Origin of the sequence: Petroclostridium sp. X23 (assembly GCF_030013905.1) — a bacterium.
In the GTDB taxonomy this organism is placed as follows: Bacteria; Bacillota; Clostridia; order SK-Y3; family SK-Y3; genus X23.
In genome coordinates this window covers 3,719,945-3,743,548 of record NZ_CP124862.1, presented here as the reverse complement: position 1 = coordinate 3,743,548, position 23,604 = coordinate 3,719,945, and the positions used below count along the sequence as shown (strand labels likewise).

Annotated in this window: 21 protein-coding genes; 2 read left to right on the top strand and 19 right to left on the bottom strand. The window is 37.3% G+C overall.

The genetic code is table 11. The features are described 5' to 3' along the window. Positions 1 to 90: 90 nt before the first annotated feature. The 17 genes from QKW49_RS17505 to purR form a co-directional block, all read right to left on the bottom strand. Positions 91 to 375: a septum formation initiator family protein gene (locus QKW49_RS17505; RefSeq protein ID WP_282863952.1), complete on the bottom strand. Its 285-nt coding sequence runs from the start codon at positions 373 to 375 to the stop codon at positions 91 to 93. A gap of 103 nt (positions 376 to 478) precedes the next feature. Further along, positions 479 to 988 carry a spore cortex biosynthesis protein YabQ gene (gene yabQ, locus QKW49_RS17500; protein WP_282863951.1) on the bottom strand — a complete coding sequence of 170 codons (510 nt, stop codon included), beginning with the start codon at positions 986 to 988 and terminating at the stop codon, positions 479 to 481. A gap of 30 nt (positions 989 to 1,018) precedes the next feature. Next, positions 1,019 to 1,324 (bottom strand): sporulation protein YabP, encoded by a 306-nt coding sequence (yabP, locus tag QKW49_RS17495; protein WP_282868169.1) that lies wholly within the window; start codon positions 1,322 to 1,324, stop codon positions 1,019 to 1,021. A gap of 361 nt (positions 1,325 to 1,685) precedes the next feature. Continuing rightward, complete coding sequence (locus QKW49_RS17490) at positions 1,686 to 1,934, bottom strand: RNA-binding S4 domain-containing protein (RefSeq protein ID WP_282863950.1); 249 nt, start codon at positions 1,932 to 1,934, stop codon at positions 1,686 to 1,688. 328 nt (positions 1,935 to 2,262) lie between these two features. Continuing rightward, positions 2,263 to 3,981: a methyl-accepting chemotaxis protein gene (locus QKW49_RS17485; RefSeq protein ID WP_282863949.1), complete on the bottom strand. Its 1,719-nt coding sequence runs from the start codon at positions 3,979 to 3,981 to the stop codon at positions 2,263 to 2,265. A 90-nt stretch (positions 3,982 to 4,071) separates the two neighbouring features. Further along, complete coding sequence (locus QKW49_RS17480) at positions 4,072 to 4,434, bottom strand: response regulator (protein ID WP_282863948.1); 363 nt, start codon at positions 4,432 to 4,434, stop codon at positions 4,072 to 4,074. Positions 4,435 to 5,139: 705 nt separating this feature from the next. Further along, positions 5,140 to 5,415 (bottom strand): HU family DNA-binding protein, encoded by a 276-nt coding sequence (locus QKW49_RS17475; protein ID WP_282863947.1) that lies wholly within the window; start codon positions 5,413 to 5,415, stop codon positions 5,140 to 5,142. Positions 5,416 to 5,487: 72 nt separating this feature from the next. Next, complete coding sequence (gene mazG, locus QKW49_RS17470; protein WP_282863946.1) at positions 5,488 to 6,300, bottom strand: nucleoside triphosphate pyrophosphohydrolase; 813 nt, start codon at positions 6,298 to 6,300, stop codon at positions 5,488 to 5,490. Between the two features lie 278 nt (positions 6,301 to 6,578). Beyond that, positions 6,579 to 8,183, bottom strand: coding sequence for a polysaccharide biosynthesis protein (locus QKW49_RS17465; protein ID WP_282863945.1), 1,605 nt, complete (start codon positions 8,181 to 8,183; stop codon positions 6,579 to 6,581). A gap of 224 nt (positions 8,184 to 8,407) precedes the next feature. Then, entirely contained in the window at positions 8,408 to 8,956 is a 549-nt protein-coding gene (spoVT, locus tag QKW49_RS17460) for a stage V sporulation protein T (protein WP_282863944.1), read from the bottom strand. A 154-nt stretch (positions 8,957 to 9,110) separates the two neighbouring features. Then, positions 9,111 to 10,157 (bottom strand): peptidylprolyl isomerase, encoded by a 1,047-nt coding sequence (locus tag QKW49_RS17455; RefSeq protein ID WP_282863943.1) that lies wholly within the window; start codon positions 10,155 to 10,157, stop codon positions 9,111 to 9,113. A gap of 70 nt (positions 10,158 to 10,227) precedes the next feature. Beyond that, positions 10,228 to 13,749, bottom strand: a complete 3,522-nt coding sequence (gene mfd, locus QKW49_RS17450; protein ID WP_282863942.1) for a transcription-repair coupling factor — start codon at positions 13,747 to 13,749, stop codon at positions 10,228 to 10,230. Between the two features lies 1 nt (position 13,750). Then, positions 13,751 to 14,317, bottom strand: coding sequence for an aminoacyl-tRNA hydrolase (gene pth / locus QKW49_RS17445; protein WP_282863941.1), 567 nt, complete (start codon positions 14,315 to 14,317; stop codon positions 13,751 to 13,753). Positions 14,318 to 14,529: 212 nt separating this feature from the next. Next, positions 14,530 to 15,486 carry a ribose-phosphate pyrophosphokinase gene (locus QKW49_RS17440; protein ID WP_282863940.1) on the bottom strand — a complete coding sequence of 319 codons (957 nt, stop codon included), beginning with the start codon at positions 15,484 to 15,486 and terminating at the stop codon, positions 14,530 to 14,532. After that, complete coding sequence (gene glmU / locus QKW49_RS17435; RefSeq protein WP_282863939.1) at positions 15,483 to 16,859, bottom strand: bifunctional UDP-N-acetylglucosamine diphosphorylase/glucosamine-1-phosphate N-acetyltransferase GlmU; 1,377 nt, start codon at positions 16,857 to 16,859, stop codon at positions 15,483 to 15,485. Before glmU ends, QKW49_RS17440 begins: the two co-directional genes overlap by 4 nt. Before the next feature lie 164 nt (positions 16,860 to 17,023). Beyond that, positions 17,024 to 17,326 carry a septation regulator SpoVG gene (gene spoVG, locus QKW49_RS17430; protein WP_282863938.1) on the bottom strand — a complete coding sequence of 101 codons (303 nt, stop codon included), beginning with the start codon at positions 17,324 to 17,326 and terminating at the stop codon, positions 17,024 to 17,026. A 168-nt stretch (positions 17,327 to 17,494) separates the two neighbouring features. Next, a complete protein-coding gene (gene purR, locus QKW49_RS17425; protein WP_282863937.1) occupies positions 17,495 to 18,313 on the bottom strand; it encodes a pur operon repressor in 819 nt (272 codons plus the stop codon). 351 nt (positions 18,314 to 18,664) lie between these two features. On the opposite strand from purR, the gene murC reads away from it, so the two are divergent. Together murC and QKW49_RS17415 are read left to right on the top strand one after the other, a co-directional pair. Beyond that, positions 18,665 to 20,086 (top strand): UDP-N-acetylmuramate--L-alanine ligase, encoded by a 1,422-nt coding sequence (murC, locus tag QKW49_RS17420; RefSeq protein ID WP_282863936.1) that lies wholly within the window; start codon positions 18,665 to 18,667, stop codon positions 20,084 to 20,086. Between the two features lie 156 nt (positions 20,087 to 20,242). Beyond that, the gene (locus QKW49_RS17415) at positions 20,243 to 21,736 is read left to right on the top strand and encodes a helix-turn-helix transcriptional regulator (RefSeq protein WP_282863935.1); all 1,494 of its coding nucleotides are present in this window, start codon (positions 20,243 to 20,245) and stop codon (positions 21,734 to 21,736) included. Between the two features lie 52 nt (positions 21,737 to 21,788). On the opposite strand, the gene fabZ is transcribed toward QKW49_RS17415, so the two are convergent. Next, the gene (gene fabZ / locus QKW49_RS17410; protein WP_282863934.1) at positions 21,789 to 22,223 is read right to left on the bottom strand and encodes a 3-hydroxyacyl-ACP dehydratase FabZ; all 435 of its coding nucleotides are present in this window, start codon (positions 22,221 to 22,223) and stop codon (positions 21,789 to 21,791) included. Positions 22,224 to 22,465: 242 nt separating this feature from the next. Next, entirely contained in the window at positions 22,466 to 23,602 is a 1,137-nt protein-coding gene (locus tag QKW49_RS17405; RefSeq protein WP_282863933.1) for a phosphodiester glycosidase family protein, read from the bottom strand. Between the last annotated feature and the right edge of the window lie 2 nt (positions 23,603 to 23,604).

Sequence of the window (23,604 nt, the reverse complement as noted above, 5' to 3'; positions counted from 1 at the left end):
TTAAAAAAATTCCTCCTTTAGTTTATCCACGCCTATGCGTTTCATTACCTAAACTAATTATATATTGGTTTATTACACCTGTCAAGAAATTTACCGATTTGTAACGTCAATAAATACTTTTTCATCATGCTTTACAAAGCCTAGTTTTTCCCTGGCAATCTTCTCAATATACATATCGGTACTATACAACAATTTTTGCCGTTCTAAACGCTTTGTTTTCTCCTGCTCTTCGCTAATTTTTTGCAAATAATATTTTTCTTCCGCCCTATAAGCGTTCAGCGTAATCTGCTGCTGTATCAATATATATACTACATATACAGCACAAACACAAATCAATAATTTCTTGACTATAGATTTCGTTCCATTGTTTTTCATTTGTACACACCACTTTTCACTATTCACTCTTCACTATAACATATTCTTCATAAAATAAAAAACTCCTGCAAAGATATCCCAAATTTTCATATTCATTATCAACTTACACTTTCTTTAGTACTTTTCTTATATTTTTAAACGCTCCCAGAGCCTCGCCTACAGAATTTTTAAATATTCTCCTGAGTTTTTTAAGTATTTTTCTTATAAATCGCCCGAGCATCGCGCATGGTCTTCTAAAAATTTTATATATAATCGCAAATGGGAACAAAAGCACTTTTACAATAAATACAATGATTTTTTTTATAACATTGATAACTGATACCGAAATGCCTATGATATAGGCACTCAACAGTAAATTATAAAATATTACACCTAAAATTACACCTAAAAATTCAAACCAACGCAATTCACCATTATTCGTTACAAATACTAACGTAAAAATAATAATCGTCACTAAAATCCAAAATAATATGTCCTCAAGATAAGTAATAAAATTAGCCGTTTTTACAACCCGCCGCAATATTCTAAAAATATCAAAAACAAAGCCAACAACCAAACCTCCTACGACAGAACTCAAAAAAACATATGCCTGATTTGTTATAGAAACTTCCAAGCACCTCACCTCAATATATCACACTAATAATCACCTGAACATCTTGCCCAGAAAACCTAACCCTCTGGATTTTGAATGATCTTGATCCGTATATGTACAGCTGCTGATTTCCCCTTCAATGATCAATTCACCACTCTCTACATCCAGTTTATTAATATGGAGCTCTTCTCCCTTCACAATAAGGACACCCAACTCTGTGTGCAATATGATACCTTCCTCATCAAAGCTTTCTACATCCAATACTCCCGTAACACTTATCTTTTCTCTATTTTCCATAATCAAATTTTGTGACATCGTTTTTGTGCCTGCTTTTACAGTCTTTTTATCTTCAACCATCATAGCTGCCTCCCTCATCCGCATTTTCCACACTTATAATACTACTCTACATACATATGCGGCGGCAAGTGGAAATATGACAAGCAACCTCTTTTGATAATGGACAATGTACAATGGACATTGGACAATAAAAAGCGTGCACTACTGAATTACGCTTATCTAATTTGCAGCAAGTGTTCACTCTTCCCCATATATAAACTTTATTCAAGCTCTAATGATGGTCTGCGACAGTACACCATTCTTCTTTCTCTTAAAACACACAGTATTTTTGGGAGACTATGATAGCAATAAAAAAGATAGCACCCTATTCCAGCACTATCTCATAACATAAATTGTCCATTGTACATTGTCCATTGTACATTTAAATATTGTCTACTATCCTATACAGTCCTACCGCATCCCCTTTTGGTACATGCTCGGATATATTCAGTACTTCTACTTTAACCAACTTCTCACCAAACTGTATCTCTATCATATCTCCTACTTTCACTTCTGCTCCCGCCTTTGCTATTTTTTGATTGATTTTTACTCTCCCCTGGTCACATGCTTCATTTGCAATGGTTCTTCTCTTTATTAACCGGGAATTCTTTAAAAACTTATCTAAACGCATTATATTACTCTCCTTAAGTGAATTACTTATATAGCGCACTAAAGATTCTACGCGAGAAATACTTCTTTAAAATATATTATACCACTTTGGGGATATATATAAAAAATCAGATCTCAGCCTGATTTTTTAGAAACATACTTGTTATTTACCAACTGCATCCTTTAAACTTTTCCTGTTAAATATGCTCAAAACATAGCCTATCGCATATTTATTATTATTTCAAGTATTTATTATAACTTTTAATTTGACTATCTATATATCGATATATCCTCCTCTTTTAAACACTAAGTTCCAAATTTATATTTGAGCTTTTTTTATATAGTCTTGATTAGTACTTGCCAAACTCTTTATCACTCAATGCAATCTTAGGCTTTGAAGCAGCAGTCTCAGCATGAGCCTCTTCTATGAGGCTAAAATTCACTTTTCGCTTTTCAGTCATATGCTGAAGCATTTGTAATACTTCCGGGTTTAACTCATCCAACTTACGATAAGTTTTAATATTTTGTCTCAATTTAAATTTGCCGACCATTTCTTTTAAGAGTACGGCCTGGCTTGAAAGTTCTTCACTTGCAGCAGCACTTTCTTCGGAAGTTGCCGAGTTAGCTTGGACAACCTGGGATATCTGCATGATTCCTTGATTGACCTGTCCGATAGCTGCGGCTTGCTCATTAGAAGCAACTGCAATATCATTTACAAAGTTGGCTACCTTTTCAATACCGTTGACGATTTTATTGAGAGCTTCAGCAGTATCTCTTGCTATCTTCGTACCACCTTCTGCCTTCTTTATTGAACCTTCAATCATATCTGTTGTCTCTTTAGCAGCGTTTGCTGAACGTGCAGCAAGATTTCTTACTTCTTCTGCAACCACTGCAAAGCCCTTTCCATGCTGACCTGCTCGCGCAGCCTCAACTGCGGCGTTCAATGCAAGGATATTGGTCTGGAATGCAATTTCATCAATTACTTTTATAACTTTAGAAATATTAGCGGAAGCATCGTTGATTTCTTCGATAGCCTTTAGCATTTCTTGCATTTGCGCATTACCCTGATTAGCATTGGCTCTAGCGATCTCAGCAACGCTATTCACCTCATTTGCATTTTGAGCATTTTCTCTTGTCTGAGAGGAAATTTCTTCAATAGAAGCTGTTAATTCTTCAATTGAACTCGCCTGTTCGGTAGCTCCTTGGGACAACATCATACTGGAGCCTGATACCTGTTGTGAACCTGCAGCTACCTGCTCCGATGAAAAATTAATATTAGTCATTACATCATTTATATTATCAGTCATGGTTCTGAATGCTGTTGCCAAAGTACCTACCTCATCTTTGGCATCTACATCAATCATAACATTAAGGTCACCTTCTGCAATCTTGTTAGCAACCTCAACGAGCTGATTAAGAGGATTACTGATGATATTGGCCAGCACTAGGCCTAGTCCTATAGCAAGGATAATACTGATAGCAATAATTACAATCATGGTTAGAGACTGGCTTTGAAAATCTTCTTTATTTTGTTCTGCGTTGGCTTCTGCAGTCTTTTTGTTAAAGTCTATTAGATTTTGGACATCCGTATCAACCTGTTCCCTTGCCTGTGCAAATTCTGTGATGTTTTCTTCAGCTTCTGCAAATTTTCCTTGCTCAATCATACCAATATGCTCTGTACGGATTGCCCTGTATACTGTCAGACTTGCTTTTAACGTATCTAATAAATTCTGTTCTTCAGCTGATTTTATATTTTTTTCATAATTGGCAAGTATCTCGTTATCTTCTGCAACTAACTTATCAATTTCATCTATACGTTCTTGAAATTTCGACATATCCTTTTCATACAACATTAAAAAATAACTGGAGCGTATTATAAGTAATGCTTTCTGAATTTTAGCTAAATCTTGTGCCGGTAAAAAATTATTATTATACATGTCTTCTCCACGTTGATTGAACATATTCATATTTGCGATACCAATACTGCCTACACTACCTGTTAGGAGAGCTACTATTATAAAGCAAGACACTAATTTAGTTTTTATCTTCAAGTTACTAAACCATTTCATCGTCATTACCTCCTTTATAAACATATCAAGCATTGGTTCATGTATGTATTGGGCTGACATTTCCATCGCCCCCTCTGGCATTTATGCTTATTATACTGACAGCAACTTTTGAAGAGTTTGTATCACATGTTGTTCTTTAAAAGGTTTTACTATGAAGGATTTAGCACCACTTATAACTGCTTCCATTACTCTTGTTTCCTGTCCCATAGTAGTAATCATGACGATTTTCGCTTTCGGATCATGCTGCCTTATAGCTTTTAAAGCTTCAATGCCGTCCATTTCAGGCATTGTTATATCCATTGTTACAATATCCGGCCGGTATTCTTTGTATTTAATAACAGCCGCATTACCATTTCCTGCTTCTCCTACTATTTCATAGCCATTCTTCTCAAGAATTGTTTTGAGTGACAAGCGCATAAAGGCGGCATCATCAACAATGAGTACTTTCTTCAATACTTATTCCCTCCAATCACATTATTTTTTTACCTAATTTAAAACCCGTAATAGCATTTCAAGTGTCGCAAGCGTCCTCTCCTTAAACACAAGTTCTGTATCACGTTTTAAAACATAGAATATTTGTACGATTGATATAATCGCCGGGTAATTCTCGTAATACTCCGTATAAGATCTACTATGGTATGTAATCGCTTCTTTAGCATTTAACTTTTTTAATTACACTGATTCAAAAATATCTATATCAAACTATGAGAAGTGTTTTAATACCAACAATAATAATTCATTTTTACTTTTGAAGTGACGAAATATTGCAGCCTCAGAGATATCTTGTCTTCTAGCGATTTCTCTGGTAGATAGGCCTTAAATACCAAGCACATCTATGATTTCAATTATCATAATAATAAGACTTTCTTTTCTACGCACTGAACTAATATCCATTCTGTACCATTCTCGTAAGTAATCACTTACTCTTATATAATATATGGAAAAGGTTTCTTTGTCAATAATTGTTCTATTTTGTAAATTATTAGTGATATTTTATAAACAATGCCCCTATATGACAGCATCAAGAACATTTGCACCTGCTAATTTATTTGACCAATAAAAAAACTCCTACGTCTAATTCTACATAGGAGCTTTACGTTAGGATTTTATGTGTTTTCATGAGTATTATATGAAAACATTAACATTATTGGCTTTTAATCAACCACCAACAGCATCTTTAAAGGCTTTTCCTACTTTGAATACCGGAACCTTTGAAGCAGGGATAGTGATTTCTTCCTTAGTTTGAGGATTTCTTCCTTTTCTTTCAGCTCTTTGTCTTACTTCAAAGGAACCGAACCCAACTAACTGTACTTTGTCACCATTTACAAGTGCATCTTCAACACTTTCAATAAATGCATTTAAAACTTTCTCTGCATCCTTCTTAGATATTCCACTTTTTTCAGCCATACTGGCTACTAATTCCGCCTTATTCACACTGTATTCCTCCTATTGTAAAATTTTGTACATATAGCATATTCGCTATATCTTTAAAAAATCCTTCTTTTTTTACTCATAGTTTTTAACTTTTTTCAATAAATTATGTGTTTTAGCCTCTTCCCACAGTATATCCATCTCTTTTAATGTCAATTGTTCCATTTTTTTGTCAAATTTACTACAGTTGTTTTCAATATACTCAAACCTGCTGATAAATTTTTCTATAGTACCGCTAAGCGCTAATTCAGGCTGTATTTTTAAAAATCTGGAAACATTCACTACTGCAAAAAGAAGATCACCTATCTCATCTTCAATTTTTCCCATATTTTCCGTTTTATATACCTGCTCTACTTCATTTATCTCTTCCCGTACCTTGTCCAGCGCACCCGATACGTCATCCCAATCAAATCCCACTTTCGCCGCTTTTTGTTGAACCTTATAGCTTCTCATCAATGCAGGCAAATATGTAGAAACATCTTTTAAGACCTGGGTATGATTTTGAAGACCTTTTTCTTTTTTCTTAATCTCATCCCAATTATCCAACACTTCATCAGAAGTCTCCGCCTTAGCTTGCCCAAAAACATGGGTATGCCTATCAATCATTTTCTGGCACACCAAGGATACCACGTCATTTATATCAAAGCTGCCTTCTTCTTTGCCAATCTGCGCATGAAAGACAATTTGCAGCAGCAAATCCCCCAGCTCATCCGCAAACTTGTGTTTATCCCCAGAATCTAAGGCTTCCAGTACTTCATATGTTTCTTCTATCAAGTACTTCTTTAAACTCTCATGGGTCTGTTCTCGATCCCATGGGCACCCCTTTTCACTGCGAAGTAATATCATAATATCCAACAACTCTTGAAACGTATATTGCTTATTTGTCATTCGTACACCTCCGTTTATTAATGTACAATGGACAATGGACATTGTACAATTATATATCAAACGCACTAAAGATTTTACGTAGAATATGTTGCTTCAGTGAGGAGTGAGGAGAGCATAAAAGGCCCTAGTATTCACTCCCCGCTTATAAAAGTTTAATGTAAATCATTTTGTATTACTTATGTCTCTATATGGTTTTGATTATATATTTTTCTCCTGCTTGGCTTGGAATTCCGGAGATCTTTCATATTGGTTTTCATTGTACATTGTCCATTGTACAATTATTTCAGTAGTCCAAATTTATTAAAAAATCTCAGCAGTGTTTTTCCCTTCGGCATCATTTCAATATCGTCTCTCTTAATTCCTCCGATAGCGATGAGCATAAGTCCGTAAATTAACGCTCCAACCGTCATAGCTGCTAAAGCAGAGATACTGTTGCTTTGTGTAATACGCATTAAATTGTTATAAGTAAAAATCACTGCGATTGCCATTGAAGCAACTGCTATGATGGGCTTAATGATAAAGTCGGTAATTTTATAATTAGCATTGGTTACTTTCTTTACTTCAATAAGGTTCAAAACAATAATAATAAAGTAACATATATTTGTTCCGATAGGTGCCCCATTAATATTCATTCCCGGAATACCTACAAGTATGTAGTTGGTGATAATCTTAATAATTCCTCCGATCAGCATATTTCTTACAGGAATCATTACTCTGCCTGTAGCTTGAAGCAAAGCATTGGTTACCAAAACCATAGAAACAAACACCACCGCATAGCCTAAAATATTTAATAGCTGTTCTGCCCCTGCATCATGAAAGACCAACTGCAATATCGGTCCGGAAAGTATTGATAATCCTACTGCACTTGGCAGTGCGAATAACAAGGTAATTCGCAAAGCAGACTCTGTTGTTTTTTTAGCCTGACGTAAATTATTAACTGCGTAAGCACTTGCAATGGCAGGAACAATACTGGTACTTATCGCAACAATCAATGTCGGAGGAAGACTAAACATTGTAACAGCATATTGCGAAAGATATCCATACATTGTGCTGGCTTCTTTCTCTGTAAAGCCTATAGATTGCAGACGATTCATTATCATTGCGGCATCAATTACGCTCGTTAAACTAAATACAGATGCCCCCAACGTGATAGGTATTGCGATTCTAATAAGCTGAGATAGTATCTGTCCGGATGATCTCACTTTTACAGTATTGGAAGCTTGGCTCATTTCAGCACTAATACTTTTTTGTGAAAACCGATATATAAAATAGAGAGTAACCGCACCTAAAAACGTACCAGTAGATACCCCCAGGATCGCTCCTGCCGATGAGTATTCCACACCTCGCGAAACCCATAAGTATGCTAAAAGGAACCCTACCACCAGCTTACCTAATGCTTCTACTACCTCTGAAACAGCTGTCGGAATCATATTCTGCAAACCTTGAAAATAACCCCTATATGCCGACATGATTGCAACAAATAATAAGCTCGGAGACATTGCCATCACAGCAAGATATGCTCTTGAATTTCCAAAAGCATCCGCTAAAAATCTTGAGCCAAAAAACAGTATACTTGTGCCTGCTATACCTATAATACTTAAAAGGAAAAAAGCTATATTAAAAACCTTGTGTGCTTCACGTCGATTATCACGTGCTACACTTTCAGAAACCATTTTCGAAACCGCTACCGGCAAACCCGCCGTAGCAATGACAAACAGCCATTTATAGATCTCATATGCCGCTCCGTATATCCCCATACCATCCGGACCTAATAAATATGTTAAGGGAACTTTAAATAATGCTCCGATTACTTTCACAGTAGCGTTGGCAAATACTAATATTAACGCTCCCTGTAAAAATGTTTGCTTATATGTCTTACCCAAAACCTTCCCCTGCCTCTCGTACTTAACTCATAATTATAATACTACCAAATTCAAAACTATTACAACGAATGGTTGCCAATTTGACTTATAAAAATCATCACTTATAATTTTATTCATTCAATGTGTTATATTATACCAATCATCTCTAATAAAAGAAAGAGGCACACAAAAAAACAGATAGCTTTTCTTATGCTATCTGTTTCCTACAAGTAGTATGAATATTATTATTGTTCCAATTGCTTCCCAAGGAATCCGGCTGCAGACTGCGCAAGTTTAGTTTCTACTTCGCCCATGTTAACATTCGGATCTGTGCTCAAAAAGATAACCGAACCAATGGGGTCACCTTCGGCAATAATAGGAGCAACGACTCCGGTGGTATACCTGGTATCTCCACCATCGATAACTGCGATCTTTCTTTCTTCTCCGCCTTTTGCCACAAAATTAGTCTTTTCTTGCATCATCTTTTCCAGATCTACGCTTACCCTTTTCTCAACGAAATCTTTCTTAGGTGCTCCGGAAACAGCTATTACAGCATCCTTATCTGTGATACATATTACATGGCCACTTGTTTTCGCAAGGGTTTCAGCGTATTGGGACGCAAAATCACCTAACTCGCCAATAGGAGAGTATTTCTTAAGTATTACTTCCCCTTCTTTATCGGTAAATATCTCAAGAGGGTCTCCTTCTCTTATCCGCATGGTTCTTCTAATCTCTTTTGGAATGACTACTCTGCCAAGATCATCTATACGTCTCACTATGCCAGTCGCTTTCAAGTTATATTACCTCCTCTTAATTATAAATATTGTTAATTACAATTTTAGTATGAATATTTTACTGGTGTTTTATACATGTTTTTGTACTCTTTGCATGCTATGGAGAAAACATGCTAAAAAAAATAACCGGATTCACATCCGGTTATTCTAAAAATTATTCTGTTTCAAATTCAATTTTCTTAATGATTTCTTGATTTGATTCAACTTTCGCTTCTTCTTTCCACTTATTTACCTGCTCGTTATATTTTTGAGGGATAAGGATGTTTTCTTTAATATAGTCCTTCGTTTCCTCTATGGAATAGTAAGCCTCTATTTTATCTAACAGCTTTATAATATGATAGCCATATGCACTCTTTACAACTTCACTAACCTGCCCCGGCTCAAGACTAAAAGCAGCCTCTTCAAATTCCGGAACCATTTCGCCTTTTCCGAAAGTATATCCGTCCGGATATTGCTCCAAGCCTTCATCTTGTGAAAATTCTTTCATTAATTTGTCAAAATCTTCCCCGGCTTTGATCTTAGTGCTGATCTCATCAATGGTCTTTTTAGCCTCATCCTGCTTTTCTTGAGGTAGAGGTTGATAATCCTTATCTACTGTTTTTAAGAGTATATGCTTTGCTTTTACCTGCGGCTTATAAAACATCTGCTTATTGGCGTCATAATATGCTTGAATCTCACTATCAGAGATATTGTATTCTGTCCCTTCACCGATGACCTTATTATATAGCTTTTCAGATAATTTTAGCTTTTCCAGAATTTCAGTAAAACTTTTATCCGTCATGCCTTTCTCTTTTAAAAGCTTTTGATAATTTTCTTTTCCGCCCCAACCTTCAACATACTGTTTTTTCTCTTCCGTAATCTGTTTTGAATCTTCATCGGTAAGGGTAATCCCCATCTCTTTTGCTTTCTGCATTTGAATCTTATTACTTACTGCTGCTTCTAAAGCCTTTTCTTTTGCTACGTCAATGGCTTTTTTTCCTTCAATTTCCGTATCCCAGAAGTTTTCAACATTTGCGTTTTGGGCTTCTAATTGCATTCTTTCTTTAACAGTCCATAAAAAGAAGTTAAACTCCCTTACTGTAATCTTTTCTCCATTAATGGTGGCCACTTCTTTATTTATATCTACATTACCGCATCCAGAAAGAATAAAGCTGAACATTAATACTGCACTTAAAACCCGTGCCAAAGCCTTTACTCTCAAATACAACAACTCCTAACTATCTTCATTTTATCTTTATGATGAGTATTACTTCACTTATTATACTGGAAAATCAGCTTGTCTGCAATTCTTTCAAGTGCTGTAATATAATCTTAATATTATCCAGAAGTTTAGAACTTTTCACATCTGCAGTTTTATATGTGATATACGGCTTATCACTGGCTGTAAATAACATCTGCTTTTTATGCTGACTTACCACTGTAAATACCGATTCCATATTCAGCCCGCCATTACCCAAAAATTGAATAATAATATTATTGCCTTTTTGACTAATGGAGGATATATTCAGTTCGCTGCTCAAATTTTTTAATAAGGCAATCTTAATCAAATTCGATACTTCCGCCGGCAAGTCTCCGTAGCGGTCTTCGATCTCTTCCTCTACATCATACGAATCCTGCAAATCTGCAATAGAAGAAATTTTCTTATAGATCTCAAGCCGTTGGCTATGGTTCTTTATATAGTTTTCAGGAATGTATGCATCCACATTGATATCAATGGATGCTTCAGTTTTTTCTGCCACCGGTTCCCCTTTAAGCTCTTTTACTACCTGTTCCAGCAGTTTACAGTACATGTCATATCCTACTGCTTCCATATGTCCGTGCTGTTCCGGTCCCAGCAGATTCCCTGCACCCCGTATCTCCAAATCCCTCATCGCGATTTTGAATCCTGATCCGAATTCGGTAAACTCCTTTATCGCCTGCAGTCTTTTTTCTGCGGCCTCTTGCAGCACTTTATCTTTCCTATAAGTCAGATAGGCATAGGCCAGCCTATTGGAACGTCCGACTCTTCCTCTCAACTGATATAACTGGGATAATCCCATCCTATCGGCGTCCTCCATAATGATCGTATTCATATTAGGAATATCCAAACCGGTTTCTATAATGGTTGTGCACACCAACACGTCTATTTCACCATTTAATACCTTTAACATAGCCTCTTCCAGTTCATGTTCACTCATTTGACCATGGGCTACTGCCACCCTTGCTTCCGGAACCATCTGACGGATTTCCTCTGCTACCCTATGAATCCCTTTTACTCGATTGAATAAGTAGTATACCTGCCCACCCCTGTTGATCTCTCTTATAATCGCATCTTGAATGAGTGCATAATTATATTCCAGTACATAAGTCTGCACCGGATATCTGTCTTCGGGAGGCTCTTCAATGACACTCATATCCCGCACCCCGATCATGGACATATGAAGGGTTCTGGGAATAGGCGTAGCGGTTAGCGTCAGCACATCCACATCTTTTTTTATACTCTTTAATTTTTCTTTATGTGTCACACCAAATCTCTGCTCTTCATCTATAATCAATAAACCGAGGCTCCTAAACTGCAAATCCTTCTGAAGAATTCGATGCGTCCCGATGATGATGTCTACTTCTCCGGTTTTCAACTGCTTGACAATATGTTTTTGTTCCCCGGCACTCTTAAACCTACTAAGCATTTCCACTTTTACGGGAAAGTCTTTCATCCGCTGCATAAAATTATTATAATGCTGCTGCGCAAGAACAGTGGTAGGAACAAGATACGCTACCTGTTTCCCATCCATTACTGCTTTAAAAGCCGCCCTAATGGCGACTTCTGTCTTACCATACCCTACATCTCCGCAAAGCAGCCTCTCCATAGGTTTTGACTTTTCCATATCTTCCTTGACTTCTTCTATGCACCGCATCTGATCAGTGGTCTCTTCATAGGGAAAAGTATCTTCAAACTGTCTCTGCCATGTGGTGTCCGACGAAAAAGCATATCCTGTTACAGCCTGTCTTTGTGCGTATAGCTCCAGCAATCCCTTCGCAAGCTCTTGCACTGATTTTTTGACCTTGTTTTTTGTTTTTATCCAATCGCTGCCTCCCAGCTTATTTAACCTGGGAGCTTTACCATCGGCCCCTATATATTTTTGAATAAGGTCTAATTGACTGGCCGGCACATACAGAAAGTCCTCTCCATTATATTTTATCTTTAAGTAATCTTTTGCCGCACCTTCAACCATTAGCTTTTCTATTCCGACATACTGACCAATCCCATGACTTTGGTGCACAATATAATCACCTTTATTCAAATCAGTGAACGCCTTGATCCTATTCGCCGACTTCCTAAGTTTTGACTTGCTGACTTTCCTTTCTTGCCTGAATATTTCTTTATCGCTTATAATAACAAAGTTTATCAGCGGGTACTCAAAACCCTTATTTAAACTTCCATGGGTTACCGTGATTTGCCCTTTAGGCATCAACTCTTCTATTTGGTGCATATATACACTGTTAAGCCCCATGTCATTTAATGTCTTTACTAACTGCTCTCCCCGGTTTTTTGTCCCGGACAATACAATAATTCTATATTTTTTTTGCTTCCATTCTTTTAGATCATCATAAAGAAAATCAATTTTGCCATGAAAGGAATGCAGCGTCTTTGTGACCATATTGATCATACGTTTAGGCCTATAATCAGGACTCGAATGTGAAAGCGCACTTAGTCCGACCGCGGCACCTGCCGTTATCCGGCTGATCAACTCGGAATAATCCAACCGCAAATCATATGTTTGCTCCAATAACAGGCCTTTCTCCATCATTGTTTTAGCAGTTTCATTATATTCAAAAGCAGAAGTATCCGCTTTTTGCCGAACTCTTGAAGGCTCATCAATAAAAATAAGATCATTGCTGTTAAAATACTGCAATACAGTGGACTTATCTTCGTATACGAAAGGCAGATACTTATCAATAGAGGGGAAATACCTTTGCTGCTGTACTTGCTCAATATCTCTTTTCAAATGTTGAACAGCAGGCTCAATAAGTTCCTTTTGGCTGCTGATAGCCATTTTTCTTTCCAGCTTTTCTAAAACACCCTTCATTTTGCTTATTACTTGACTTGTTTGCCGGTTATCAAAAATCACTTCTCTCGCCGGTGCTATGCTGATCTGATTAACCTTTTCAACAGATAGCTGGGATACCACATCAAATTCTCTGATTGAATCAATTTCATCACCGAAAAACTCAATTCGATACGCATCATCAGAAACAAGAGGGTACACATCTATGATTCCCCCTCTTATGCTGAATTGCCCTTTGCCTTCCGCCATATCCACCCGCTCATAGCCCAATGTCATAAGATTTTCTACCATTTTATTCTGGTCGTATTCCATCCCTACTTCTAATACAATACTGCTCTTAATATACACTTCGGCAGGCATGATATACTGCTGCGCAGCATCGACAGAGACAATAACAATCAGATTTTCATGTTTAAAGCATAAATCATCCATTACCTTAAGTCTATTTTGCAGTATATCTGTACTGGATGCTTCAATATCATAAAAAATAAACTCTTTGGCAGGCAATAGTTTTACCCTATCACCTACAAAGAAAGATAGATCTTCATACAATTTTTTTGCTTGCAGGTCTCCATGCGTAAGAATCAGACATGATTTTCCGGTATGCCGGTATAAAGAATAAATCAGGTGTGCTTTTTGCGAATCCGAGGTCCCTGTTACGTTAATAGGGGAGTACCCCTCCTGCACACCGGATAATAAATTTTTATATTCTTCCAATTCTAAAAGGATATCTTCAAAACCTCTCATTTTATCCTCCATTAAACCTATTCATAGCTTCGGCAACTCCTGCCTGTAAAATAACAGGAACCGCATCAGCAGCTCTTTCATAAGAGTCTATTGCTATTTTCCGTTCTTCTCCCGAAAGCTTGCTCAGTACAAAATCCGCAAGATCGTACTCCGGGTGTGAAGGCTGTCCTACCCCTATTTTTATTCTCGGGAACACTTCTGACTTTAGTTGATATATAATAGATTTTATCCCGTTATGCCCCCCAGCACTTCCTTTATGCCGTATTCTTATCTTCCCCAATTCAAGACTTATATCATCATATATAACAACTATGTTGTCATGATCGATTTTATACCATTCTTTCATCTCTCTAATGCTTTCACCACTAAGATTCATGTAGGTCTGCGGCTTTGCAAGTACTACCTTCTTCCCTTGAATCAATCCTTCACCTATTAATGCTTTATGTTTGATCTTCTCTACTTTAATATGATACAAAGCAGCTAGATAATCAATAATCTCGAAACCAACATTATGCCTGGTTCCCGCATACTTGCTTCCCGGATTACCCAGGCCAACAATCAAATGCATGTCATCAGTCCTTTCAATAAAAGTTGGGAGTAAGGAGTAGGGAGTGGGGAGCAAACCAACCATCATAGATACGACTAAAAGGCCAGGCATTGAACCTGACCTATTTTATTGCTGCTTACTCCTCATTGTACAATGTCCATTGTCCATTGTCCATTATTCACTATTCACTATTCACTATTCATTATTCACTATTCATTATTCACTGTTCACTATTAAACGAACAGCGTACTTACCGATAAATCCTCGTAAATTCTTTCTATCGCTTCAGCAAATACCGGAGCAACGGATAAAACTTTAATCTTATCTATCTGTCTTTCTTGAGTAAAAGGAATTGTATCCAATACAATCAATTCTTTGATAACTGAGTTTTCTATTCTCTCAAGCGCCGGTCCGGAAAGTACACCATGGGTACAGCACGCATAAACTTCTTTTGCTCCTCTTTCAATTAATGCTTTAGCGCCATGGGTAATGGTACCGGCAGTATCGATCATATCATCTATCAATACAACCTTCTTATCTTTAATATCTCCGATGATGTTCATTACTTCCGCCACATTTGCTCTCGGTCTTCTCTTATCAATAATCGCCAAGGGAACATCCAAACGTGCTGCAAAGTTTCTCGCCCTTGTTACGCTTCCCAGATCGGGTGATACGACAACTACCTCTTCTTTATTGGATTCAAATTTAGAAGCATAGTACCGGCCTAATATAGGTACCCCCAGCAAATGATCCACCGGCACGTTAAAAAACCCTTGAATCTGTGGTGCATGAAGATCCATGGTTAATACCCTATCTGCCCCCGCAGTCGCTATAAGATCCGCTACCAGTTTTGCCGAAATAGGATCTCTGGCTTTTGACTTCCTATCTTGGCGTGCATAACCGAAGTATGGAATAACCGCTGTTATTCTTCCGGCAGAAGCTCTCTTAAACGCATCTATCATTATAAGCAGTTCCATAATATGATCATTCACAGGATAACTGGTGGACTGTACCACAAAAACATCTGAACCTCTTACTGTTTCCCCAATATTAACAAATATCTCTCCATCACTAAAAGTTCCAACCTGTGAATCTCCTAACGGAACACCGACACGCTGTGCAATTGCCTTTGCAAGGTCAGGATTTGAACTTGCCGTAAAAATCTTTATATTCTTTCCGTGAGTTATCATTTGTGTTGTCTCCCCTTTTTCTCCATCCATCCTTCTTTTACAACCTGCCGCTCTCTTGCAATGGCCAGGGAGCTTTCAGGTACGTCCTCGGTGATTGTGGAACCGGCAGCTACATATGCATTGTTTTTGACTGTTACCGGTGAAACAAGGTTCGCGTTGCATCCTATAAAAGCATTATCCCCGATGGTCGTTCTATGTTTCTTTTGTCCGTCATAGTTTACGATTACCGAGCCGCAACCCATATTCACATTCTGCCCAACATCTGCATCGCCTATATATGTCAGATGCGATACTTTGGTATAGTCTCCGATCACCGATTTTTTTACTTCTACAAAGTCACCTATTTTGACATTTTTACCTATTGTGCTTTCAGGCCTAATATATGCAAAAGGCCCTACATGTGTATTTTCACCTACACTACTGTCTATTACTACCGAGTTTTGTATTTCCGCATCATTTTCTATTACGGAGTTTACAATACGGCTATTTGGCCCTACAACACAATTTTCTCCTATCTTTGTACTGCCCTCCAGTATACAGCCCGGATAAACAATGGTATCCATTCCTATATCTACATCCGCACCTATATATGTATTAAGAGGTGAAATAATGGTAACACCGTTTTCCATATGTTTATGCAAAATTCTTTGCTGCATTACACGCTCTGCTTCCGACAGTTGGAAGCGATTGTTAATGCCTTGCAGCTCTTCCGGATCACCAATCTTCACTGCGCCTACCTTACTATTGTTTTGAAGAATAATTTCAATGGTGTCGGTAAGATAGTATTCACCTTGAGAATTGTCGTTATTCAGCTTTGCTAACGCATTTAGCAAATGTGCAGTTTTAAAGCAATAAATCCCCGAATTTATCTCTTTAATTTCCTGTTCATCTTGATTTGTATCCTTCTGCTCAACAATTTTCAGGACATTTCCCTGTACATCCCTTATAATCCTTCCGTATCCGGTAGGATTATCGACCTCCGTAGTCAGAATAGTAGCCGAGTGGTCGTTTTCAATATGATAATCAAGCGCTGACTTTATTGTTTCTCCTTTAATCAGTGGAGTATCTCCGCACAATATGATTACATGTCCTTGCATACCTGTCAACATTGGCTGTGCTTGCATTACCGCATGTCCGGTACCAAGCTGTTTCTCCTGCAAAGCGAATTTTACTTTTTGTCCCATATATGATTTAACTTGGTCTGCCTTGTGTCCTACTACCATAATACAATCCTGGATACCTGCTTCCTGTATAGAATCATATACCCACTCAATCAATGGCTTTCCGCATATTTTATGAAGCACTTTAGATGTTTTTGAATTCATTCGTTTTCCTTCGCCGGCAGCTAATATAATTGCGGACAAGTCTTTCAAACAGCAACACCGTCCTTGTTATTTTTTTACCGTTATTATTCTCTCACTTTTCTTGTACTTTTTCAACCCCAAATATAAATATTTTGTTGTTGCTAACAGAATCATTAATCAACAAAAAAAAGACACCATCTAGTGTCCTCACCATCTAGTGTCTTTATTTGATATTATTGCAGGGGTATGTTCTGCTCTTCCTGCATATTTTCATTCTCTTGAACCAGTGTTGACTCAAACTTATCCAGTATAGCCTGCTGGAGAGCCTCCCGGGTATCCGCATTAATCGGATGGGCAATATCTTTAAACTCACCATCAGGAGTTTTTCTGCTTGGCATCGCAATAAACAACTTATCCTGGCTTTCAATTACCTTAATATCATGAACTACAAACGCGTTATCAAAAGTTACCGATACCACCGCTTTCATTTTGCCTTCTGCGTTAATTTTCCGAATACGAATATCTGTTATTTCCATGATGTGTATACCTCCTCCTACGAAGCAACTGTGTTCATTGTTTTATAAACTGTCTAAACTATGCTGTCAAATCAATGCAGAAACATTTAAAATTTTATATTATTCATAAGTTTACTGTCAATAGTTTAAAGAAAAATATTAATATGTTCTTTTGTTATCATTCGCACTTTAGCTTATTTTTATACCCGGTATCAAGTCAATAATATTTTCTTGCTCATTTACATAATTTAAGGTTATTAGTGAAAAATATTCATTAATAAATTTTTTTTCCGGCTCTTTTGTAGAAATTAAAACGGCGATTCCTTCTACACTGGACTCAAACTCTCTCATAAGCTCAATAATTCCTCGTACCGTTCCCCCGCCTTTCATAAAATCATCTACAAATAGCACTGTAGAATTCTTTTTCAGCGCTCTTCTTGATAACGACATTGTTTGAATTCTTTTACTGGAGGCCGAAACATAGTTAATATTTACCGAAGACCCTTCTGTCACTTTGCTGTCTCTTCTCACGATAATCAAAGGTACATTCAAGTACTTTGCTGTCATCATCGCAATTGGAATCCCTTTTGTTTCTACCGTTACAACGTAATTGAAATTTTTAGTTATAAACTGTTCCGCAAATATCTTTCCTACATTGTCTATAACCGCAGGATTATAGATAATATCTGTCATATATAAGAAGCCACCTGACAATATGCGTGTAGGGTCTGACAGATCTTTACACAATCTATATATGATTTCTTCCTTCTTATCTTGCCCAATAAGCGGAAGATATTTTACGCCTCCTGCCGCACCTGAAATTGTCTCTACCACTCCTAAACCGAATCTTTCTACAATACCTTTTAGTATCTCAACATCTTCACTTAACGTGGATTTAGCACAGTTAAAACTTTCAACAAAAAAATTAAATGTAAACAATTGATTAGGCTGGTCACTCAATATTTTAATCAACGCTGCAATACGTTCGTTTCTTTGCAGTTTCTCCATTTATTTATCCTCCTATTACGCTCGTAGCTGAGCGTCAGGAGCTTGGAGATCCTTATTCTCCAAGCTCCACGCTTAAAGCCCAAGATATCATTACTCATCATTATACACAAAGACACGAATATTTTAAAGAATTTTTTAAAAAACATTCACTTATTATATTTTGATAATATTTCCCATATACTAATTTATGAGAAATAACCTATGAATCATCAAAAATCCTTTTCATTTATGATCTCATTCATATATAATGGAAGAAACCAATGAATATATTGTGTTATAATTGATAATAATTGATAATAACCCAAAAGTCCTAATTTTCTTTAGGTTCAGGGCAAGTGAGGAGTGTTATATTTGACAGAATTTAAACTTGAATTACTAAAGGCAGGAACGCATGTGCATTTTGTCGGAATTGGCGGCATCAGCATGAGTGCTCTGGCAGAAATACTTGTTAGCAGTGGATTCATTGTATCCGGTTCGGATATGAAAGAATCCCCATTAACCGATAAATTAAAAAGATTAGGTGTGAAATTTTTTTTACATCATTCGGAAAATAATATTGATGGTGCGGATCTTATCGTTTATACAGCTGCGGTGAAAGATTTCAATCCTGAAATTCAAGCAGGAAAAAAATTGGGAATTCCCATTATTGAACGCCCTGTGCTTCTTGGTGAGATCATGAAAAAATATCACCATGCTGTCGCAGTGGCAGGTACTCATGGAAAAACGACTACTACTTCAATGATTTCTTCTATTATGCTAAATGCCAAATTAGATCCCACTGTATTGGTAGGCGGAGAATTGGATGCTATCGGAGGCAATGTCCGCACGGGAAAAAGTACATACTTTGTAACAGAAGCATGCGAATATGTAGAAAGCTTTTTAAAATTCTATCCTTATATTGGGGTAATATTAAATATTGAGGAAGATCATCTGGACTATTTTAAAGATTTAAGCCATATTATTGAAGCATTTAGAAAATTCGCAGCATTGGTTCCTGAAGATGGATACATCGTCGCATGCGGGGATGACCCTAATGTTCTTCAAGCACTGGAAGGAATAAACTGCACCATTTTTACATACAGTATAAAAGACGGACATTACGATTGGAAAGCTGAGAATATCACATTTAGCACCTCCGGATTCCCTAAGTTTGATATTTTGTATAGAGGCAGCAAGCTTGCATCTATACAACTCAATATACCGGGCATGCATAATGTATATAATGCTTTGGCAGCAGCAGCCTGCGCTTATGCTGCCGGAATACCTGTAGAATGTATCGTTGATGGTTTGTTCTCTTTTAGAGGTACCCATCGGCGCTTTGAAATTAAAGGCTGTGCAAATGGAATCACTGTAGTGGATGATTATGCACATCACCCTACAGAAGTAAAAGCTACGCTTGGTGCAGCGTCCAGATTTCCCCACAAAAAATTATGGTGCATCTTCCAGCCGCATACTTATACCAGGACCTACGCACTGCTAAATGAGTTTTCCAATGCATTTTATCAGGCTGATAAAGTCATCATTACCGATATATATGCTGCCAGAGAACCGGATGATGGAAAAATTCATTCGAAAAACCTGGTAGAAAAACTAGCTGAAAACGGATGTAATGCGCAATACATTTCAAGCTTTGATGAAATAACATCTTATATATTGCAAAACGTCCAAGAAGGTGATGTTATCATTACAATGGGTGCCGGGGATGTTCATCGGGTAGGCGAAATGTTTTTGGAAAAATGTGAATTGGATACAACTGTAAGAGCGATGGCTTAGACAAGAAACTTCCTAAAAATATAAATGGAAATCCCCATGCGTTGAAAGCATGGGGATTTCCATTTTAAAACAACTCCTGTCGTCAATATTTTTTGATTGACAAAAAGTGGACAACTTTATTATTATTAATATATTAATTCAAAAGGTGGTGAGGTTATGGATACAAATACTTCAAAGCTTTCCTATTTGATGAATGTCACCGGGATCTCTGGCAAAGAACTGGCAAAAGCTCTTTATATAGATCACTCATTAATTAGCAAGTGGAAAAATAATCGCCGCCCTTTATCTGCTCGTTCCATTTACCTGAAGAAAATAGCTGAATATTTTTTATCTATCGAAAGAATCAGCGGACAAGACATCATAAAAGATCTGCTAACTGCTTATGATCCTCAAGTAGATACAACTTCCGGAGAAGCACTGTGTTCTTGTTTTTGCCGATGGCTGACAGACCCAAAAATGTCACCACATATTCAAGTACCCGCGGTCTCTCTTTTACACAGTCCTCAATACAGCTATGAAGCAACCTATAAAGTATACACCGGCAATGAAGGAAGACGCATTGCTGTTATCCAGTTTCTCGAATGTGTTCTTTCTATGCCGGAAGGACAACAGCTTTTATTAGTCAGCCAAGAAGACATGTCTTGGTTAACGGAAGATCCGTATTTTTTAGAAATGTGGAAAGAAAAGCTTACTAAAATTATCATGAAAAAACATAAGATTAGAATTATTCATTGGGTGGACCGGGAAGTTGAAAATCTTGCATCCATTGTTAATCAATGGCTTCCACTTCATATGACAGGAAGTGTTGAGTCATGGTTCTACCCGAGATACTCCGATACTCCATTTAAAATGACACTCTTTATCGTACAAAACGCCGCTGCCGTATCCGGAATGACTTCCATAGAGCCTTCTAAAAACCGCTATACATCTTTTTATACCGATCCGGTAACTATAAAGCAGTGTGAATGGATATTTAATACGCTCGTATCGGAATGTCGGCCATTAATTGAAAAATATTCTATGAAACGCATAGATAAATTATTAAATAAATTTATTATGGAAGGAAAGATAAGAGAATCTTCTTATTTTTATGGCGATGTACCTATCTTCTCCAGTATGCCGAGAAAATTGCTAGAAGATATTCTCATTGAGAATCAAGTGGATAGAGCACATGTGGAGCAATGCGTACAATTTCATCAGCAGCTAAATGAAAGTTTTTATGAGAATGTTTCTAAATACCACGTCCGCCATATCTATAATATCGAAAAAATAGAACAAGCTGCAAAAGAAAATAGTATTTATTGTCCTGAATTATCAACAATTGCTCAATGTGATGTGATGATTTCTAAAGATCACTTTCGCCAACATATCTATGCTTTGATTGAGCAGCTAAACAACTATCAAAACTTCGAGATTGCCTTAGTGACTCCTCCTAAAGAACTGCAATCTTTGCCGGTGAATCTATGGATAAAGCAAAATGGCATTGTAATGGCCTGGCCCATTGATGGACTGCCCTTTGCAACTTCTACATCAGAACTAACCATTGTGAACGCGTTTTATTTTAACTATGATAACAAATGGACATCGATCCCTAGAATTTGCCGCAACAAAGACTGGACAACAAAACAATTACTTATGCTGGCAGAGTAGTCTGCCGCTATTATTATGGGTTGGTATATGTATACCAACCCATTCACATCATTTACTCCATGTTATCCACGATAGCAAACATTAACTCCCCTGAAGCCGCCAGTTCATCTCCTACATAGGCAGTACCAATTGCTTTGCCTATATTTCTTCTGAGTGCAGTCATCTCTATTTCGAGCCTCAGTATATCTCCCGGTTTTACTTGTCTTTTAAACCTTAATTTATCTATTCCTGCAAAAAGGCCTATTTTACCCTTGTATTCATCCATAGAAAGTATGGCCACCGCGCCTACCTGCGCCAACGCTTCAACAATCAAGACCCCCGGCATAATTGGATTCCCGGGGAAATGTCCTTGAAAAAACGGTTCATTAATGGTTACATTCTTAATCCCTACCGCTTTTTTCCCTATCTCCATCTCTTCAATTCTATCCACCAGCATAAATGGATAGCGATGAGGAATAATTTTTTGAATCTCCGCATTCGACAGCATATCACTAACCTCCGTAATTTAATTAATAATGAATAATGAACAGTTAATAATGTTTTTATGGCTTAATCGCAAGAAACTCTTTTTTTATAAAAAGCTATTTACTCAAATTGTATACCTATTCAAGTGTCACATCCAATAACTAATTTCCATAATTCTACATTACCCAACTTCATTGTTAATTGTTAATTGTTAATTGTTAATTACTCTTATCACTTGGTGATAAAATTATATCCAATCACTTCCTACTTGTCAACTTCTATGACAACCGCTCCTCCTATCCTACGCTCCTGACCTCTGTATGAAGGTCTATTTATAATTTTCCCGTCCACTACCATCGTTGTTGAGGCGCCTCCATCCAGCATAAGTGCATTATATATGCCTTTAGACAGCAGATACTCCGCAAGTTCGTGTCCGGTCAGTCCGATACTATGCCCGGGCTGCCTGCCATCCACGGTCATGAACACTGCTGTATGATCATTTTTAACTCCTACCACTGTTCTTGGCTCACGATTGGTCATTAATCCTACCCACGGTTCTTTTTCTTTCACTACTTTTTCACCATCTTTTACAACCCAAAATCCTCCTTCCATTGCTTGGACAATGCTTCCCAAATCCGGAGTCACTTTATAGGAAAGTTCCACTTTACTTCCTTTTTTATTTAGTAAAGACCGCAGCTCTTCCGTTCGCTCTCCAGTGGCTGCGATTATTATGCCTTGACGTGAGATTTCAACTTCGTCATCATACAAACCGGATTCTGTAATAACACCCTTCTCAGTAATGACATTAAACACGGTTCTTCCTCTCAGCCTTGTGGAAAGACCGTATTCAGGTGTAAAAGCTATGATTTCATTCTTATCGGGCTCACGATTAATGCCATCAATCATTAAACTATTATTCTCCATCTTTAAAAATATGCGTAGGCCTATATTCTCCATAATCACTTTTCTATCTTGATTAATTGCAAATACGGGTATTCCGGTCATGGACACAGGAGAACACAATAATTCCCCATCTATTATAAAAAATCCCGATGGCTGCCCATAAGGATAGAAAAAACCTCCATTTACTGCTGCATAAGCATTTTTACGTTGCGCCATCGAACTGGTTTTTTCAAATCCGAAGATACTATCATGGGAAAGCACAGGAGAAATTTTTACTTTCGGATTATGAAGATTGACCTCCAGCATATGAATGACTTGTCTATTCCCATTTATGGTTTCTGTTTGCTGCCTATATACCACGGCTTCAGGGTACTTGTCTGTTATAACTGATTCAGGCTGCGGCATGCTCTTCTCATCGATGTGATATGGAGATAATAAAAAAACAGCGGTAAATATTATCACCACTGCCGCAGCTAATTTAACTAGAAATTTCTTCATTT

Bases quoted from the DNA above. Each gene is read 5' to 3' on its own strand.
- QKW49_RS17505 (WP_282863952.1), bottom strand. From the start codon at position 375: ATGAAAAACAATGGAACGAAATCTATAGTCAAGAAATTATTGATTTGT.
- yabP (WP_282868169.1), bottom strand. From the start codon at position 1,324: ATGGTTGAAGATAAAAAGACTGTAAAAGCAGGCACAAAAACGATGTCA.
- QKW49_RS17490 (WP_282863950.1), bottom strand. From the start codon at position 1,934: ATGCGTTTAGATAAGTTTTTAAAGAATTCCCGGTTAATAAAGAGAAGA.
- QKW49_RS17485 (WP_282863949.1), bottom strand. From the start codon at position 3,981: ATGAAATGGTTTAGTAACTTGAAGATAAAAACTAAATTAGTGTCTTGC.
- mazG (WP_282863946.1), bottom strand. From the start codon at position 6,300: ATGACAAATAAGCAATATACGTTTCAAGAGTTGTTGGATATTATGATA.
- mfd (WP_282863942.1), bottom strand. From the start codon at position 13,749: ATGAGAGGTTTTGAAGATATCCTTTTAGAATTGGAAGAATATAAAAAT.
- pth (WP_282863941.1), bottom strand. From the start codon at position 14,317: ATGCATTTGATTGTTGGCCTGGGTAATCCGGGAAGCAAGTATGCGGGA.
- QKW49_RS17440 (WP_282863940.1), bottom strand. From the start codon at position 15,486: ATGATAACTCACGGAAAGAATATAAAGATTTTTACGGCAAGTTCAAAT.
- spoVG (WP_282863938.1), bottom strand. From the start codon at position 17,326: ATGGAAATAACAGATATTCGTATTCGGAAAATTAACGCAGAAGGCAAA.
- purR (WP_282863937.1), bottom strand. From the start codon at position 18,313: ATGGAGAAACTGCAAAGAAACGAACGTATTGCAGCGTTGATTAAAATA.
- QKW49_RS17415 (WP_282863935.1), top strand. From the start codon at position 20,243: ATGGATACAAATACTTCAAAGCTTTCCTATTTGATGAATGTCACCGGG.
- fabZ (WP_282863934.1), bottom strand. From the start codon at position 22,223: ATGCTGTCGAATGCGGAGATTCAAAAAATTATTCCTCATCGCTATCCA.
- QKW49_RS17405 (WP_282863933.1), bottom strand. From the start codon at position 23,602: ATGAAGAAATTTCTAGTTAAATTAGCTGCGGCAGTGGTGATAATATTT.